This window comes from Syntrophothermus lipocalidus DSM 12680, assembly GCF_000092405.1.
Classification (GTDB): Bacteria; Bacillota; Syntrophomonadia; order Syntrophomonadales; family Syntrophothermaceae; genus Syntrophothermus; species Syntrophothermus lipocalidus.
Map to the genome: position 1 here is coordinate 112,635 of NC_014220.1, position 15,526 is coordinate 128,160.

The 15,526-nt window shown below is 51.2% G+C and carries 18 protein-coding genes; 15 read left to right on the forward strand and 3 right to left on the reverse strand.

The annotated features are described in order from the left end of the window. Window positions 1–35 precede the first annotated feature (35 nt). The 14 genes from pth to SLIP_RS00615 all read left to right on the forward strand — a co-directional run bounded on the left by pth (window position 36) and on the right by SLIP_RS00615 (window position 11,499). On the forward strand, window positions 36–611 hold the full coding sequence (gene pth / locus SLIP_RS00555) for an aminoacyl-tRNA hydrolase (protein ID WP_013174310.1): 576 nt from the start codon (window positions 36–38) through the stop codon (window positions 609–611). A gap of 55 nt (window positions 612–666) precedes the next feature. Then, window positions 667–831 (forward strand): hypothetical protein, encoded by a 165-nt coding sequence (locus SLIP_RS12650; protein ID WP_013174311.1) that lies wholly within the window; start codon window positions 667–669, stop codon window positions 829–831. A 454-nt stretch (window positions 832–1,285) separates the two neighbouring features. Then, the gene (gene mfd / locus SLIP_RS00560; RefSeq protein ID WP_013174312.1) at window positions 1,286–4,531 is read left to right on the forward strand and encodes a transcription-repair coupling factor; all 3,246 of its coding nucleotides are present in this window, start codon (window positions 1,286–1,288) and stop codon (window positions 4,529–4,531) included. Window positions 4,532–4,761: 230 nt separating this feature from the next. Further along, window positions 4,762–5,328 carry a stage V sporulation protein T gene (gene spoVT / locus SLIP_RS00565; RefSeq protein WP_013174313.1) on the forward strand — a complete coding sequence of 189 codons (567 nt, stop codon included), beginning with the start codon at window positions 4,762–4,764 and terminating at the stop codon, window positions 5,326–5,328. A gap of 178 nt (window positions 5,329–5,506) precedes the next feature. After that, window positions 5,507–7,054 carry a putative polysaccharide biosynthesis protein gene (locus SLIP_RS00570; RefSeq protein WP_013174314.1) on the forward strand — a complete coding sequence of 516 codons (1,548 nt, stop codon included), beginning with the start codon at window positions 5,507–5,509 and terminating at the stop codon, window positions 7,052–7,054. A 122-nt stretch (window positions 7,055–7,176) separates the two neighbouring features. Next, window positions 7,177–7,935, forward strand: a complete 759-nt coding sequence (mazG, locus tag SLIP_RS00575) for a nucleoside triphosphate pyrophosphohydrolase (RefSeq protein ID WP_013174315.1) — start codon at window positions 7,177–7,179, stop codon at window positions 7,933–7,935. A gap of 92 nt (window positions 7,936–8,027) precedes the next feature. Further along, the gene (locus SLIP_RS00580) at window positions 8,028–8,300 is read left to right on the forward strand and encodes an HU family DNA-binding protein (protein WP_013174316.1); all 273 of its coding nucleotides are present in this window, start codon (window positions 8,028–8,030) and stop codon (window positions 8,298–8,300) included. Further along, window positions 8,301–8,549 carry an RNA-binding S4 domain-containing protein gene (locus SLIP_RS00585; protein WP_013174317.1) on the forward strand — a complete coding sequence of 83 codons (249 nt, stop codon included), beginning with the start codon at window positions 8,301–8,303 and terminating at the stop codon, window positions 8,547–8,549. A 125-nt stretch (window positions 8,550–8,674) separates the two neighbouring features. Further along, window positions 8,675–8,947 (forward strand): sporulation protein YabP, encoded by a 273-nt coding sequence (gene yabP / locus SLIP_RS00590; RefSeq protein WP_013174318.1) that lies wholly within the window; start codon window positions 8,675–8,677, stop codon window positions 8,945–8,947. 47 nt (window positions 8,948–8,994) lie between these two features. Next, on the forward strand, window positions 8,995–9,429 hold the full coding sequence (yabQ, locus tag SLIP_RS00595) for a spore cortex biosynthesis protein YabQ (protein WP_013174319.1): 435 nt from the start codon (window positions 8,995–8,997) through the stop codon (window positions 9,427–9,429). A 120-nt stretch (window positions 9,430–9,549) separates the two neighbouring features. After that, window positions 9,550–9,798 (forward strand): helix-turn-helix transcriptional regulator, encoded by a 249-nt coding sequence (locus SLIP_RS00600; protein WP_013174320.1) that lies wholly within the window; start codon window positions 9,550–9,552, stop codon window positions 9,796–9,798. Further along, a complete protein-coding gene (locus SLIP_RS00605; RefSeq protein WP_013174321.1) occupies window positions 9,764–10,093 on the forward strand; it encodes an FtsB family cell division protein in 330 nt (109 codons plus the stop codon). The genes SLIP_RS00600 and SLIP_RS00605 overlap by 35 nt, the downstream gene beginning before the upstream one ends. A 71-nt stretch (window positions 10,094–10,164) precedes the next feature. Continuing rightward, window positions 10,165–10,548 (forward strand): S1 RNA-binding domain-containing protein, encoded by a 384-nt coding sequence (locus tag SLIP_RS00610; protein ID WP_013174322.1) that lies wholly within the window; start codon window positions 10,165–10,167, stop codon window positions 10,546–10,548. A gap of 66 nt (window positions 10,549–10,614) precedes the next feature. Continuing rightward, window positions 10,615–11,499, forward strand: a complete 885-nt coding sequence (locus SLIP_RS00615; protein WP_013174323.1) for a Ppx/GppA phosphatase family protein — start codon at window positions 10,615–10,617, stop codon at window positions 11,497–11,499. On the opposite strand, the gene hydG is transcribed toward SLIP_RS00615, so the two are convergent. The 3 genes from hydG to SLIP_RS00630 form a co-directional block, all read right to left on the reverse strand. Then, window positions 11,496–12,899 (reverse strand): [FeFe] hydrogenase H-cluster radical SAM maturase HydG, encoded by a 1,404-nt coding sequence (hydG, locus tag SLIP_RS00620; RefSeq protein ID WP_013174324.1) that lies wholly within the window; start codon window positions 12,897–12,899, stop codon window positions 11,496–11,498. The two genes, SLIP_RS00615 and hydG, sit on opposite strands and share 4 nt — an antisense overlap. 42 nt (window positions 12,900–12,941) lie before the next feature. Continuing rightward, on the reverse strand, window positions 12,942–14,018 hold the full coding sequence (hydE, locus tag SLIP_RS00625) for a [FeFe] hydrogenase H-cluster radical SAM maturase HydE (protein WP_013174325.1): 1,077 nt from the start codon (window positions 14,016–14,018) through the stop codon (window positions 12,942–12,944). A 384-nt stretch (window positions 14,019–14,402) separates the two neighbouring features. Continuing rightward, window positions 14,403–14,660, reverse strand: coding sequence for a TM1266 family iron-only hydrogenase system putative regulator (locus SLIP_RS00630; RefSeq protein WP_013174326.1), 258 nt, complete (start codon window positions 14,658–14,660; stop codon window positions 14,403–14,405). Between the two features lie 418 nt (window positions 14,661–15,078). Here SLIP_RS00630 and nuoE point away from each other — a divergent pair, with 418 nt between their 5' ends. Further along, window positions 15,079–15,525, forward strand: coding sequence for an NADH-quinone oxidoreductase subunit NuoE (nuoE, locus tag SLIP_RS00635; protein WP_013174327.1), 447 nt, complete (start codon window positions 15,079–15,081; stop codon window positions 15,523–15,525). Window position 15,526 lies beyond the last annotated feature (1 nt).

The window sequence follows — 15,526 nt, forward strand, 5'->3', positions numbered from 1 at the left end:
TTTCTAGTATTCTCAGGAGGTTCGGAGGGGGAGCAGTGAAACTGGTAGTCGGGTTGGGGAATCCGGGGAAGGAGTATCAGGGGACCCGCCATAACCTGGGTTTCATGGTGGTGGAAGAACTGGTCCGCCGCCACGGGGTTAAGAGACAGGAATACAAACACAGCTCGGTTATGGCTTGGCTGGAGTGCCATGGAGAAGAGGTGGTGGTAGCCAAGCCTCTTACATATATGAACCGTTCCGGACAAGCGGTAAAACCTTTAGTGTCAGCATTAAAGCTGAATCTGGAAGATGTCTTGGTAATATGCGATGACCTAGATCTGGAAACCGGGCGAATTCGTATTCGCCCCCGTGGGGGTTCGGGAGGCCACCGGGGGTTGGCCTCGGTGATTAGCAGCTTGGGAACCGAAGAGTTCGCCCGCTTGCGAGTGGGTATCGGAAGACCCCCCACGGGAGAAGATGTTATCGACTATGTGCTGGATGGCTTTACGGCGAGCGAGACAGAGACAATGGCCCGGGCCATAGCTCGCGCTGCAGACGCGGTGGAGACGTGGATAGGGCAGGGCATAGAAAAGGCCATGAATACGTATAATTTTTCAGAAAGATGTGAATAACCTTTGCCCCCAGCCTGCCAACCTATAAGCAAACGAGCTTAAGGGGTTGGGTTAGGTGAAGGTGTACTATGTTTGTGAATGTTGTGATAAGGTCTACGCTGAGCTGGAGATCGAAGGTGAAGGTTATACGCAGGTAAGCGGGTTATGCGCGGAATGCCTCGAGGAGATAGGCGGCGGGTCCGATTTATTTTCTATCAGTAGTCAGTGGTTCTATAACTGAGCCTGAGCCACAGATGCACAGCCACAGATGGACACAGATTAGGAGATATTCTTAGACGCAGAATGACGCAGATTTTCAATGATTAACGCGGAAACTGACCTTGAATTAGCCGAAATTGTAAGTGGATGCGAGCAATGAGTTGCAAGCCGCAAGCGCGGTGACAAAGCTGGCTAGTCTTTCCTGAACTGTTCTATTGTTTTCATTCTCTGGTAGGGACACTTTTTGGTGTCGTAAGGGTCTGTATGCGTGTGCCGTACTGCAACGATTGACACCCTCTTCCGGTAATGTTATTAAATAGCAATTAGAGTTAAATCAGCGTCAATCTGCGTCTGATAGTCCTAATAATCAGTGTTAATCAGTGTCGTATCTGTGTTAATCTGTGGCTGGGGTTTGTAGTGGAGGCCCTTAGAAAAGGGCGTCCACTTTTCGGCATTGCAACAATGGAGGGTTAACTTTGCAGCTAAAGGTTGATGTCGACATCGTCAGGAGCCTGACCACTCGGGTAAGGCCGGGCAGGCCTGGTATGATCTCGGGGCTGGCGGGCAGCGCCCGCAGCTTTTTTTTGTACCTTTTGGCTACGCGTACTGAGGACACGCTGGTGTGCCTGGTTCCTCTCGAGGAGCAGGCTTATGATCTTCACCGGGAACTGCGTGGTTTTCTCGGCCCGGATGCGGTTTGCCTTTATCCCTCCCAAGACCTCGTGTTCTGGCACGAAGGGAGGGAGAACTCGTTCAGCCGCATGACCCGGCTCAGTACCTTGAGCCGTCTTGCTTCGGGGCATCAACAGGTCAAGGTGCTTATCGCTACAGCCGGTTCTCTCGTGACCAAGGTGCTTTCCCCACAAGAGTTTCGGAGGCAAACCCTAACCTTGGCGGTAAAGCAGGAGATCAATTTAGAAAAAACCATGCGGAGGCTGGTGGAACTAGGTTATCAAAGATGCCAGGTGGTGACCGACCCGGGTAGTTTCGGTTTGCGAGGGGGGGTACTGGACGTTTACCCTCCAGACCAAACAGAACCTTTTCGCTTGGAACTGTGGGCCGATGAAATCGAGAGTATTCGGAGCTTCGATCCGCTGACTCAAAGATCTGGCAAAAAGCTAACCTCAGTGTCCATTTCGCCAGCGGGGGGAACGGGTTCGGGGCAGGCTGCTCATCTCCTCGATTACGTCTCCCAAGATAGCCTAGTTTTTTTGGATGAACGGCGAGAGTTTGAACGGTGCTTTCACCGACAGGCTCGCCGGCAGGAGGAGTTGCTGGCAGCGGCCAAGGAGAAGGGCTTTAAAACAGATGACATGGACGCGCTTTTTACCTGGGATGAAGTCGAGGCCTTGATAAACCGGCATCCGGTGATATACCACGCTTTTTTCCCCGGGCAGCTAAACATACAACCTTTAGAGTTTTACCAGCATATATCTCAAAAAGAAATGGAACCCTTTTTTGCTCACCCCGAATTAACAGCCAGGCGGATAAAAGAGTGGGTTGGGCAAGGTTACTCGGTGGCCGTAGCCATGAGCGACCGGAAGATGAAGAATAAGATCAGGGAGGAACTTGGGCTCAATACTGTTCCAGGAGTCGTGGTTACCGACTGGGACATAGAAAAAGGCTTTATCAGTCCCACCCTGAAAATGGCGGTTTTGTCGGACAGAGACGTCTGGGGTAAGAGGCCGCGGAGGACAGGCGGGCCCAAAAAGGAAACAGGGAAGCTCAGGTTAGAGTTGGACCATCTGCGAGTGGGGGATTACGTGGTCCACGAGAATCACGGCATAGGGCTGTTTCAAGGAATCACCAAGATGGAGGTGGAAGGGTTTGCCAAGGAATACCTGGTCATCCAATATGCAGGCAGTGACCGCCTGTACCTGCCTGTAGACAAACTGGAAATGTTGACCAGGTACACCGGACCTGATGATAAAGAGCCCCGTCTTTCTAAGCTCGGGGGGACGGACTGGGAGAAAACCAAAAACCGGGTACGGGAATCGATCCGCGAAATGGCGCAAGAACTTTTGCGTGTATATGCTCTTCGCCAAACGGTCCCGGGGTTTGCTTTTTCGCCTGACACGGTATGGCAGAAGGAGTTCGAAGATGCATTTGAGTACGAAGAGACGGCGGACCAGATTCGGGCTGTTGCAGAAGTAAAAAAAGACATGGAAACGCCGCGGCCTATGGACCGGCTTATCTGCGGAGACGTGGGCTACGGGAAGACGGAGGTGGCTCTTAGGGCAGCGTTTAAAGCGGTCATGGATCACAAACAGGTCGCAATTCTGGTTCCCACTACGATCCTAGCCGAACAGCACTACCAGACCTGCCTGGAAAGGTTCAAGAATACCCCGGTCGTTATCGAGGTATTGAGCCGTTTTCGGACTCCGGGTCAGCAGAAACGCATCCTGGAAGATTTGAAGAAGGGGGTTATCGACATCATTATCGGTACCCACCGTTTGCTGTCCCGGGATGTCCGGTTTAAGGATCTGGGATTGCTGGTGGTGGACGAAGAGCACCGGTTTGGAGTAAGGCAAAAGGAGAGGATAAAGGCATTAAAAGAGACGGTGGACGCACTCAGTTTATCCGCTACTCCCATTCCCCGAACTTTGCACATGGCCTTGACCGGCCTGAGGGATCTTTCGGTAATAGAGACCCCTCCTCCTGACCGTTACCCTATCACCACTTATGTGCTGGAATACAACGAAGACATAATCCGGGAGGCGATTAGGGCCGAGGTGGAAAGAGGGGGGCAGGTCTTCGCGGTTCACAACCGGATTCAAGATATTGAGATGTTTAGGAACCACCTGCAGATGCTGGTGCCCGAAGTAAAGATGGAGGTAGCCCACGGGCGGGTTCCCGAAGATGAGCTGGCCGATATAATGAAGCGGTTCCTTAATCAGGAATTTCAGGTATTGGTATGCACCACCATTATCGAGTCGGGCTTGGACATGCCCAATGTCAACACCCTTATCGTGGACGAGGCTGACCGTTTAGGGCTGGCTCAGTTATACCAGTTGCGGGGACGGGTAGGCCGTTCCAAGCGCCTGGCCTACGCTTATTTCACTTACCGCCCGGACAAATCGGTTACGGAAGCGGCCCAAAAGAGGTTAAACGCCATCAGAGAGTTTACCGAACTCGGATCCGGCATGAAGATCGCGTTGCGGGATTTAGAAATCAGAGGGGCCGGAAACATACTGGGGCCCGAGCAGCACGGCTATATAGCAGCTGTAGGGTTTGACCTGTACTGCCGGTTGCTGGAAGAAGAGACGGCTCGCTTGAATGGTACGGCCCCTAGGAGTGAAGGTGATACTCTGCTGGATGTCAGGATAGATGCCTTTATACCCGACGATTATGTCGGGGACATAGGGCTCAAGTTGCAGGTGTACCGGAGGGCCATGTTTGCGGCCAGCATACAAGAAATCGACGAAATTCGTGCAGAATTAAAAGAGCGTTTCGGGAGCCTGCCGGCTCCGGTTGAAAACCTGCTGCGCCTTTCTCGCTTAAGAGTGTGTGCCAGGAGCAAAGATATAAAAAGTATTTCAACCAACGGAGGGGTGCTTCAAATAAGACTTAACCGGGCTATAGACGGGGCAGCCGCCAAGCTTCGCGTTCTAGGGCAGAAGATAAAGGCGCCTGTCCAATCTTTGGACAGCTTCACTATTTCCGTACCCCTCGAAGGTGGCCCCAACCTGGAGTTGCTCGAACAGATACTGGAAGCAATCTAGATCCTGTTCTTGATTTTGAGGCAAATCAGTGTCCTTCTGTGGCTCGTTTTCAGGGCAAATGGCGGAACGGTCTGCTTTTGTTGTGCGCAAAGTCGAAAACGGGTAAAAGACTGCGGGACAAGGGCTGCTACCATGGTAAAAAGTGAATAAAAGGGGATTTTGAGTTATATACTATCACTGAGGACAGAAAACAAATTTTGACTTCCGCAAGAAGGAGGGATGGAAGCCGGATGAAAGCAACAGGTATCGTAAGGCGAATAGATGATCTGGGCCGGGTAGTGATACCAAAGGAAATAAGGAGGACCTTACGTATACGGGAAGGCGATCCCCTGGAGATCTTCGTAGATCGGGAAGGCGAAGTCATTCTCAAAAAATACTCTCCTATCGGCGAATTAGGAGACTTTGCCCAAGAATATGCAGATTCTTTACATGAAGCCATCGGGCAGATTGCTCTGATTGCGGATCGGGACAATATCATCGCCGTGGCCGGAGCCCCCAAAAAGGAGTTTATGAACAAACCTATTGGTCCGGCCGTGGAGAAGACTCTCGAAGACCGGCGGGTAGCGGTTATGAACGAGATCGGTGATCACTCTTACTGCAAAGGTTGTCCTGTGTTGGAATCGGGAGACGGGAACTGCAAAATAACCTCCCAGGTTATTGCTCCTATCATTTCGCAAGGGGACCCGATCGGAGCGGTAATAATAATGTCAAAGGAGCCAGGAGTAAAGATGGGGGACTTAGAACAGAAACTGGCCGAGACGGCAGCCGGGTTTTTGGCTAAACAAATGGAGCAGTAAATCCCACGGCCTTCGAGCAAGGCCGTTTTTCTTTGGGGTTGCTGCTCTAGATGAAGAGTTGTTTTAAAATGTCGCCAAAACGGTCCGGACAAGTCTGAAAGTGTATTTTACTGTTTTCTTTTTTTTACTTGGGCGATAAACTAATAGCTGTGGGCCTGAGTTTGGGGGAGGAGAATAGATGGTAAAAAAACAGAACTTCCTGGTGGGAGCTTTCATCCTAGCAGTAGCCGGAGCAGTCAGTAAAGCCTTGGGGGCAGTTTACCGTATTCCGCTGGCGAGGCTCATAGGAGGAGAAGGGATGGGCTTGTACCAGATGGCCTATCCCATTTATACTACTATCTTGGCCCTAGCTACCGCTGGGGTTCCGGTAGCCATATCGGTTTTGGTGGCAAGAAAAGAGACTGAGGGTTTAAGGGGAGATAGCCGCCGGATCTTCCGGGTTTCACTGGTAGGACTGGCTCTCCTCGGGCTTGTTCTTTCCATCGTGGTTTGGCAGGGGGCCGGTTTTTTGGCTCGCAATATTCTACACGAGCCGCGGGCCGTATACCCGATTATGGCGATAGCCCCAGCCATCTTTTTTTCAGGCCTTATGTCCGTATTCCGCGGGTATTTTCAGGGCTACCAGTGGATGGTGCCTACAGCCGTATCCCAGGTAGTAGAACAGATATTCCGGGTGACTTTCGTATTGATTCTGGCCTACCTCCTGTTTCCGCGCGGCCTGGAATATGCAGCGGCCGGAGCTACTTTCGGGGCTGTGGTCGGCGGGATAGCAGGACTCATTTTCTTGCTCTATTCTTATATCCGTTTTCGCCGGCAAATGAAAAGGGATTCGGGCGTACTGCCTTGTTCTAGGGAGAGCTCTGTGGAGTTGGGTTGGCAGGTGGTCAAGCTTGCGGTTCCCATATCCTTCGGAGCGGTAGTAGTGCCGCTAGTACAGATGCTGGACGCGGTTATCGTTCCCGGTCGTTTGATGGCATCGGGTTATTCTACGAGTCAGGCCACCGCCCTGTACGGCCAGCTGTCAGGGATGGCTTCGGTTCTTATCAACCTTCCTACCATTTTCACCATAGCTATTGCTACCAGTTTGGTTCCGGCTGTATCTGAGGTCGCAGCGCGTAAGGATTGGTCCGAATTGCGGGCTCGCGTAAACAACGGGGTTAGGGCCGCCATGCTCATTTCTCTGCCCTCGGCCGCCGGCCTCTACGTGCTGGCCCGGCAGATAACAGACCTGCTTTTTGCCAGTCCCGAAGCCGGCATACCGCTTGAACCCCTGGCCTTCTCCGTTATAGTACTGGCCGCTTTTCAGGTATCGAGTGCTTCCCTTCAGGGTTTAGCAAGACCCGACATACCGCTCCGTAACTTGATCATAACCGGCCTGCTGAAAGTTTTCTTCAATTACTATCTTACAGGGACCTTTCTAGCAATAAGAGGGCCGGCTATCGGAACGGTGGTCGCCTTCTTTGTGGGATCATGCCTTAATTTCTATGAACTAAGGAAGATCAGCCGCGTATCTTTCGAAGGGAAGAGATTTATTAAGCTGGTAGTGGCAACCACCCTCATGGGGGTTGGCGTCAAGATGGCCTACCAGGGTTTTGTTGCTCAAGGACTGTATTCGTACTATTCTACCGTCCTCGCAATCGGCGCAGGGGTTCTCCTCTATGGAGGGATTCTTTTTGTCATTCGCGAACTCGATATTAAGACTATACGAAGCCTAATCAAGGTTTAAAGATGTTGCCGCAGATGCACTCTGCTGATGCCCGGTTTATTGATGTTGCTAACTGCGATTAGGTCCAGGAGTGCTGGCCGGGGTTATCAGGAGTTTTTGAAGAAGTTTTGGAGGAGCAAATTATGGACAAGTATCCGTTAGACGAGTTGGTGGAGGTAATGGACAGGTTGCTAGGTCCGGGAGGCTGTCCGTGGGATCGCGAGCAAACGCATGCTTCTTTGACCCGGTACTTGATTGAGGAAGCTTACGAGGTAGTGGATGCCATATGGCAGAAAGACATGGACAAACTAAAGGAAGAGCTGGGGGACGTGCTTTTGCAGGTAGTCTTTCATTCGGCTTTGGCCCGGCGGGAGGAGGCGTTCGACATCAACGACGTGATAAAAGGCGTCACCGAAAAGATGATAAACCGCCATCCCCACGTTTTCGGATCCATGAACCTTTCAACCAGCAGTGAGGTGCTGGACCGGTGGGAAGGGTTCAAGGAAAAGGAAGGGAAAAAGAGGGTGTTGGAGGGCATTCCCAAAAGCCTGCCCGCTTTGATGCGGGCGGAAAAGCTTCAGAGCAAAGCGGCGAGGGTGGGCTTTGACTGGCCGGACGTGGAAGGCGCTTTGCAGAAAGTTGCGGAGGAGGTAAGGGAATTAGCCGAAGCGAAAGAGCCGGAAAACGTGGCTGCGGAGATGGGCGATATCCTGTTTGCCGTTGTCAATGTAGCGAGGTTTTTGGGGGTAGATCCGGAGGAAGCCTTGCAGAAAACCAATAACAAATTCGAAGACCGTTTCAGGTACATAGAGGACAACCTTGTTCAGCAGGGAAAGGCCTGGAGTGAGGTGAGCCTCGAGGAGATGGATGCTCTTTGGGAAGAAGCCAAGGCCAAGTTTTAGAGAACGATGCGTAAAAAGTTTGCAGCGGAAGAAGGAAAGAACGCTTTCATAGCGAATAGGCAATATAGTTTACAGTAAAGGAGGGGATAGGCTTGAACAAAACGGACTTGGTTGCCAAAGTGGCGAGTAAGGCTAACATGACCAAGAAAGACGTAGAGAAGGTCATCAACACTCTCTTTGCCACCATAGAAGAAGCTCTTAAGGATGGTAGCAAGGTGCAGCTAGTCGGGTTTGGTACATTCGAAGTGAGGGAGCGGCAGGCGAGAAAGGGACGCAATCCCCAGACGGGCGAAGAGATCGAAATACCGGCTGCCCGGATACCAGCTTTCAAGGCGGGCAAAGCTCTCAAGGACGCGGTTGTATAAGTGAGGTTGGACAAATTCCTCAAGGTTTCACGCCTGGTCAAGCGCCGAACGGTAGCCAAAGATTTCGCGGATCACGAGAGGGTACTGGTTAACGGCCGGGTGGCCAAGCCTGCTACCGAGGTTCGACCGGGAGACGTGATCACCATCCAGTTTGGAGTTCGGAAAATGGTGGTCGAAGTGCTGGAACTAAAAGAATCGGTCCGGGCTGCGGATGCAGCCCAGTTGTATCGAACAATAGAGCAGTCATGATGTACATAATTTAATCGCCCTTTAACGGGGGCGATTTTTTATTCGGCGTAGAGGAAGAGACCGAGTTCTACCGGAGAAAGAGCCGACATATACTGGTCATGAGTACAGGCCGAGGAGGGGTAGACGTGGCTGAGCACTCTCTCACGTTAACCAACTGCCAGTTTCTCAGTTTAACCGGGGTGACCAACGTGGGCAGCTTTGACGATAACCAGATTGTATTAGACACGGTGCAGGGGCCATTGTTCTTGCGCGGGGAGAACTTGCACATAACCCAGCTTAACCTGGAGCAGGGTATCGTGTCGGTTGAGGGAAACAAGATTACGAGCCTCGAGTACAGGCCTCAGCACCAAAGGCTAAAAGACAAAAGCCGCAGGGTATTTGACCGCCTGTTGCGATAAAACTCAGAGCTGGCTTTTTGAGGAACCCTGGAAAGGGGGACCCGGGATTGAACATACTCGTGTCCCAGATAACCGAATTCGCGTTGACAGCCGGACTGGGGCTCTTGGTAGGGATGTTCTTTCATGCCTATCACGTTATCATCAAGAAAGCGGGCCTGAGCCGCTTTTTCTTATACTTTTTCGATCTCTTAATATGGCTGCTAATGGTAATACCCGTTTTCTTGGCTCTGCTTTTAATAAACCACGGGGAGATGAGGGGCCATGTTCTAGCAGCTTTGCTCTTGGGGGCATTAGCCTACCGCTTGTACCTGTGGAAAAGGACTCAGAGAATCATGTCCGCCATGGCAGAGGGGTTGGTAAACGGCTGTTCTTGGCTGTTTCGGACGGTGTGTTATCCTTGGACGTGGACCCGTCGCCGAATGGGTTCCTGGTACACGGCAATCTTTCGTAGGAAGCATGATGATGACGACGAGGTGAAGTAAAATCAAAAAAATTTTTTAATCGGGAGGAAATCAATCCTCCTTAAAGAATGATGTAATAGAAACGTAATTAATTTATACACAGACTGTGGAAAAAATGTGGACACTAGGTGGCAGCCGAAGATGAAGATAGAGATAAGAGGAGCCGAGAGACTGAGCTTCCGAGAGCGACAGGTAGTTGTGCTAAAGGAGATGGGAAAGAGCACGGAAACGATTGCCCGGACCCTGGGTATCAGTACCAGCACGGTTGGCACTCTTTATAACAGGGCCAAGAGTAAAGGATATGAAGTGGTAATAGTTATTCCGGGCGAAGTTCTTGGTATTTTGGGGGCTTACGATGAGGAGGAGACAAAAGACAAAGACCAGGGCTAAGCCGTCTAAAGGCAAAAAGGGGAGAAAGCTGTTCGTAGTGGTTTTGGTGTTGGCCTTTTTCGCATTTGTGTTTGGACCTCAGTTGAAGATGTTGTGGGATATGAAGGGTGAAATCCAGGCGTTACAGGAACAAAAGTCCGAGCTCTTAAAGAAAAAGGCGGAACTGACTAGGCTCGAGCGGGATCTCCAGACCGATGAAGCAATTGAGAGAATGGCCCGGGAGCAATTGGGAATGGTAAAACCAGGTGAGAAAGTTATGGTAAAGGTGGTCCCCGAACAGGGTTCGGGCCAATGATGATATTGACACAGGGCCCGAGACCTTAGTAAAATGAGACCATAAATAGAATTGGGGGGCCATATATCCGTATGCCTATCGAACAACAAGAAGTTATTCCGGGTGCGATTGTGGAAGGAGTGGTACAGGGCATTACTAGGTTTGGAGCCTTCGTCGAGCTTCCGGACGGCAAAGTGGGGTTAGTCCATATTTCGGAGATTGCCGACACGTATGTGAAAGATGTCAAAGACTTCTTGCAGGAGGGGCAGAGGGTCAAGGTCAAGGTTTTGAATGTCGCCGACAACGGAAAAGTAGGGTTGTCTGTCCGGCAAGCCAAAGAAAAGGAACGGCAAAGTCGGGAGGCCGCAGCTATGAGTCTGGAGGACAAGATCAACAAGTTCTTAAAAGAAAGTGATGAAAAACTGGCGACCCTTAAGTTAAAGCGTGACACGAGAAGAAGGAACCGGTATTCTTAGCACTTTGTCGAGAAAACGACACTCGTTAGCGAGTGTCTTTTTATTTTTTGCTTTGAGGTGGTCATTTTGAGGATTGCGGCAGCTGATATCGGCACCAATTCCTGTCGGCTCCTCATAGCCGAAGTTATCGAGGGCAGGCTGGTATCAATTCTGAAAAAGATAACATCAACCCGTTTGGGAGAAGGGCTTCTGGAAAGCGGTTGGCTTCATCCTAAAGCCATCAAGAGAACGGTCGATTGCCTCCTCAATTTCAGAGATATCATGCACGGGTACCAGGTTTCTGCCTACAGGGTAGTTGCGACCAGCGCGGTTCGGGAAGCAGTAAACCGGGAAGACTTTTTGGCGGTGGCAGAAGAAGAAACCGGCCTTTCTATAGAGGTAATAGGCGGGGAAGAAGAGGCTAGCCTCGCGTGGGAAGGTGTGGTCCGAAGCCTGAACTTCCCCGAGTTGCCCCTGGTAGCGGACCTGGGGGCTGGAAGTACAGAATTTATCTATGCAGGCCAGTCTCCGGTTATCAAAAGCGTAAAGGTAGGAGCAGTCAAGGCAACCGAAGGCGACTGGTCGAGAGAACAAATCCGGGCAGCACTTGAGGAGGTGCTTGCCCTGGCTCCCAGGTTTCGAAAAAATCCACTGGTTTTGACTGGCGGTACTCCTACTACTCTGGTTGCCATAAAGAAGGGGCTGGCCGAATACGATCCGGACCTGGTTCACGGCCAGAAACTGACATACCAGGAGGTAGAGGACCTGTATCAGATGCTGGAAGGCATGCCCCTTAACCTCCGCCGCCGGCTGCCGGGACTGCAGCCGGAACGGGCGGATATCGTGGTCAAGGGAGTGCTTATCGTTCTCGTTATAATGGACGGGCTCGGCAAAGATGAAATAATCGTCAGCGAGAGCGATCTCTTGGAAGGGATTATATGGCGATTGGCAGGGGCTTCCCCTGGTGTCTAAAAGTATAAATCCCGCGCTCCGGCCTCAATCATCGCCAGTCTTTCAATAGTCTTTTCCCTGACCTTGTCGCTCTTGATGTATCCTAGATGTTCTTGAATAGTCTTCTCCCCGATTTCCTTGGTCTCGGGAGAAGCGTAGTCTTCCAAGTATTCCTTAAAGGTCAGTATGGCGTTGGGTTGGCAAACATTGCCGATTTGTCCGGTTTTCGCCAGGGCCATGAAACGATCTCCGGTCCGGCCGCTGCGGTAGCAGGCGGTACAGTAGCTGGGAATGTAGCCGCTTACACAGAGGCTGCGGATCAACTCATCGGGGCCACGTTCGTCAGCGACTTCGAATTGTGCAGTATTGCAGGTTTTCCCTTCTATTTCTTCTCTGTAACCTCCTACCCCGGTGCATGAACCGGCACTTATCTGGGAAATACCGAGTTCGAACAACTCATCTCGGTATCCGGGGGCTTCGCGAGTAGACAGGATCATGCCGGTATAAGGAACCGCCATGCGCATGACCGCGATGATCTTGCGGAAATCGTCGTCTGAAACCAGGTAAGGGAAGTTATCCAGGGAAACGCCATCTGCCGGGCGCAGGCGCGGGAAGGACAAAGTATGAGGCCCTACGCCGAAAGTTTCATCCAGGTGACGGGCGTGCATTAAGAATCCCATTACTTCAAACCGGTAGTCGAAAAGACCAAACAACACGCCTAAACCCACGTCATCGCAGCCACCTTGCATAGCCCGGTCCATAGCAGTCAAGTGATAGAGGTAGTCGGATTTGGGGCCGCTGGGGTGCATTTTGGCGTAAGTTTCGTGGTGATACGTTTCCTGGAACAGCACGTAGGTACCGATACCTGCTTCTTTCAGCTTGCGATAATTCTCTACGGTGGTGGCAGCGATATTCACGTTGATCCTGCGTATATTGCCGTTCGCTTCTCTCACGCTGTATATGGTTTGCATCGCTTCTACCACGTATTCGATAGGACACTCAACCGGATGCTCCCCGGTTTCTAAGGCTATGCGCTTGTGCCCCATCTGTTCGAGGATGCGTACCTCCTCTGCTATTTCATCGATAGTCAGCTTGCGCCGGGTCAGGTTCTTATTGGAGCGGTGATAGCCGCAGTAAACGCAGTCGTTGATGCAGTAGTTGCTGATGTATAAGGGAGCAAAGAACACCAAACGCTTGCCGTAAATCTTTTCTTTGATCTCGCGGGCCGCCGCGTACATTTCTTGCAACAGCTCGGGGTCCTCGACCTGGATGAGGGCAGCAACTTCCACCGGCTCCAACCCTTTTGCTTCCCGGGCTTTTTCAATCATTTGCCGGATATCTTCCTGCCCAAACCTTTTCCCAGCCTCCAATAACGACCAGATCTCTTCTTCATTAATAAAATCAACGGCCTGATACGCCATTTCTCCTCATCTCCTCACCTAGACTTTTCAATTCCCGAACTCTTAACTCTTCATTCTTAATTCTGAATTCGCAATTCCCATAGCTTTGGGCCCTTCACCGTATCCAGATGATACCCGCCTTCCCAGCCGTGTTACGAGTTCCACGGCTGCGGCTTTAAGGGCAGTCGGGTCATCCTCAACCTCTGCCTTGGCGGGATAGATCTCGTATAACCGGCGGTACTTGAGGGGAGTCACGTTTAGCATCAAGACATTAGCCCCCGCTAGCAGTCCTTCACGCCGCCCTTCCCTATCTACTGACCCTAGGGCGGTGGTGGAGGGGAGATTAGCCCATGGCAACATGAGCCTGGTTACGGCTAAAACTTTTAGGGTTAAGGATGCGGTACCCGCTTGGGCTGAAGCCAGGGGAGTGGCAGGGTGCGGGATAAAGGGCCCGATTCCTACCATCGACAGCTGCAGTTTCCTCATGAGAAGGATATCGTCGGCCATGCTGGACAAGGTCTGCCCGGGAAGGCCGACCATGATGCCTGAGCCTACCTCGTAATCGAGGTCTTTCAGGTAAGTCAAACACTGGAGCCTTTGGGCCATAGAACATCCTGGCCGCAATCGCCGGTATAGATCCGGGTCCGAGGTCTCGAATTTCAAGAGGTAACGGTCCGCTCCTGCTTCTTTCCAGGCTGCGTAATCTTCCCGCCTTCTTTCCCCTACGCTTAACGTAACTGCGACATCCATTGCCTTAATCTGCGAGACTAACCTGGTTATCGTCGACGTTGAGTAAAAAGGGTCTTCTCCCGACTGCAGCACAATGGTCTTGAACCCCATGCCCACAGCTTCCTTCGCGGCCTCGAGGATCTCTTCTACGTCCATACGATAACGGCTGAGATGGCGGTTGTGACGGCTGATTCCGCAGTAAAGACAGGCCCGTGAGCAGTAGTTCGAAAACTCGATGATCCCCCGCAGGTGAACCTCGTTGCCCACGAAGCGTTCTCTTACTTTGTTAGCCAGAGCAAACAGCTTTTGCAGGTCTGCTTCATCTTCCAACCCGAGCAGGAATTCTATTTCTTCCTTGGACAAACGACCTGTATCCAAGTACTTAGCTATAATGCCATCGATACGACGCATAAGACCATTTCTTCCCCTTTAGTTAGCCACAGATGAACACAGATGCTCACTGATGATTACTGATATTGACACCGGCTGAGAAGAATATTAAATGACCCTTGTAGTGGTGTCGCCGCTCGTGAAAGCAAACACTACTATTGTCAAAATTATTCGTTATTCGCTCTGCTTTCCGTCTTTCACCAGACACTCGGTTGGGATTGTTAGACTATCCATATCGGCAATCATGGATTGAATACCGGGTTCTCGACTGGTTAACATTCCTCCTGATTCATCCCAAACTACCTCAGCTTGGTTATTTTGGCAAGTTACATCAATCAGCGTCGAAATTAAATCTGTGTACATCAGTGTTAAATCAGTGTAAATCTGTGGCTTATTGACTGCGGCTTATTTACTGGCCAGGGCACTTTTCACCTTTACCCCCTGCAGCTTCCCCAATTTCCCAGTCATGGCCCCAATTTCATCGGTTGAGCCGTCCACGATCAGGGCGAGTACGGAAACCTCGCGTTCCCGGTAGGGCAACCCCATCCTGCCCACGATGATCTCGGCGTGGTCACTCAAGATCCGATTCATGGCCGGGACCGATTCGCGGTTCTCAACTATGATGCCTACTACTCCCAGTCTTTTGTTTTCCAAAACTTTCACCCTATTTCCCCTGTGAAATTAAAAAAGCCTACCCGGAATCCTTCCAAGCAGGCTCATAAAGGCGCACTTTTCCCCACCTCCCCTTTAACTCAGACCGCTCCTCGTTAGCAGGAATCGTGTCGATTAAGCCCCTTGGACTCAGAAACATCCTCGTCGTCAGGGTATATACACTTCTTGTTAAAAGTTTAACATGCTCCCCGGGCTTTGCCAAGGGCAAAATAATTTTCTATGAATCGACGAGCAGGAATTCCGAAAAAGTTAGCGAAGTACATAAAGGCTAGTGTTTGTCCGCCGGGTATAACAGCAACCATAAGGGGGGCGGGATATACGGGTTTGAATGGAGAATACACATTCTGACGAATTACTTACCCTGGAAGAAGAATTCTAAATATAAAGGTCAGGGAAAGGAGGTGGACGAATGGTCGACTACAAAGCTATTATCGCAAAGTATAAGGATCTACCCGGAGGCATCATCGAGGCATACCACGCGATTCAGAAGGAGCAGAGCTTTATTCCCGAAGAGGCTATCATCGCTGCAGCTGAGGCTTTCAACATTCCGGTTAAAGACGCGTACGGCGTAGCAACCTTCTATTCCATGTTCTCCGTTAAGACTCGGGGCAAGAACGTCATCCGTATTTGTGAAAGTGCTCCCTGCCACATAGCCGGAGCAGCACAAGTAGTAGCGGCACTGGAGAAAGAGTTGGGTATCAAGATGGGAGAAACCACTCCGGACGGCAAATTCACCCTAGAGTTTACCGAGTGCGTAGGTCAATGCCAAGCCACGCCGGTAATCACCATCAACGGCAAGCCCTACGGTGACATTACTCCCGAGAAGATCCCGGCAATCCTCGCCGAGTACAAGTAAC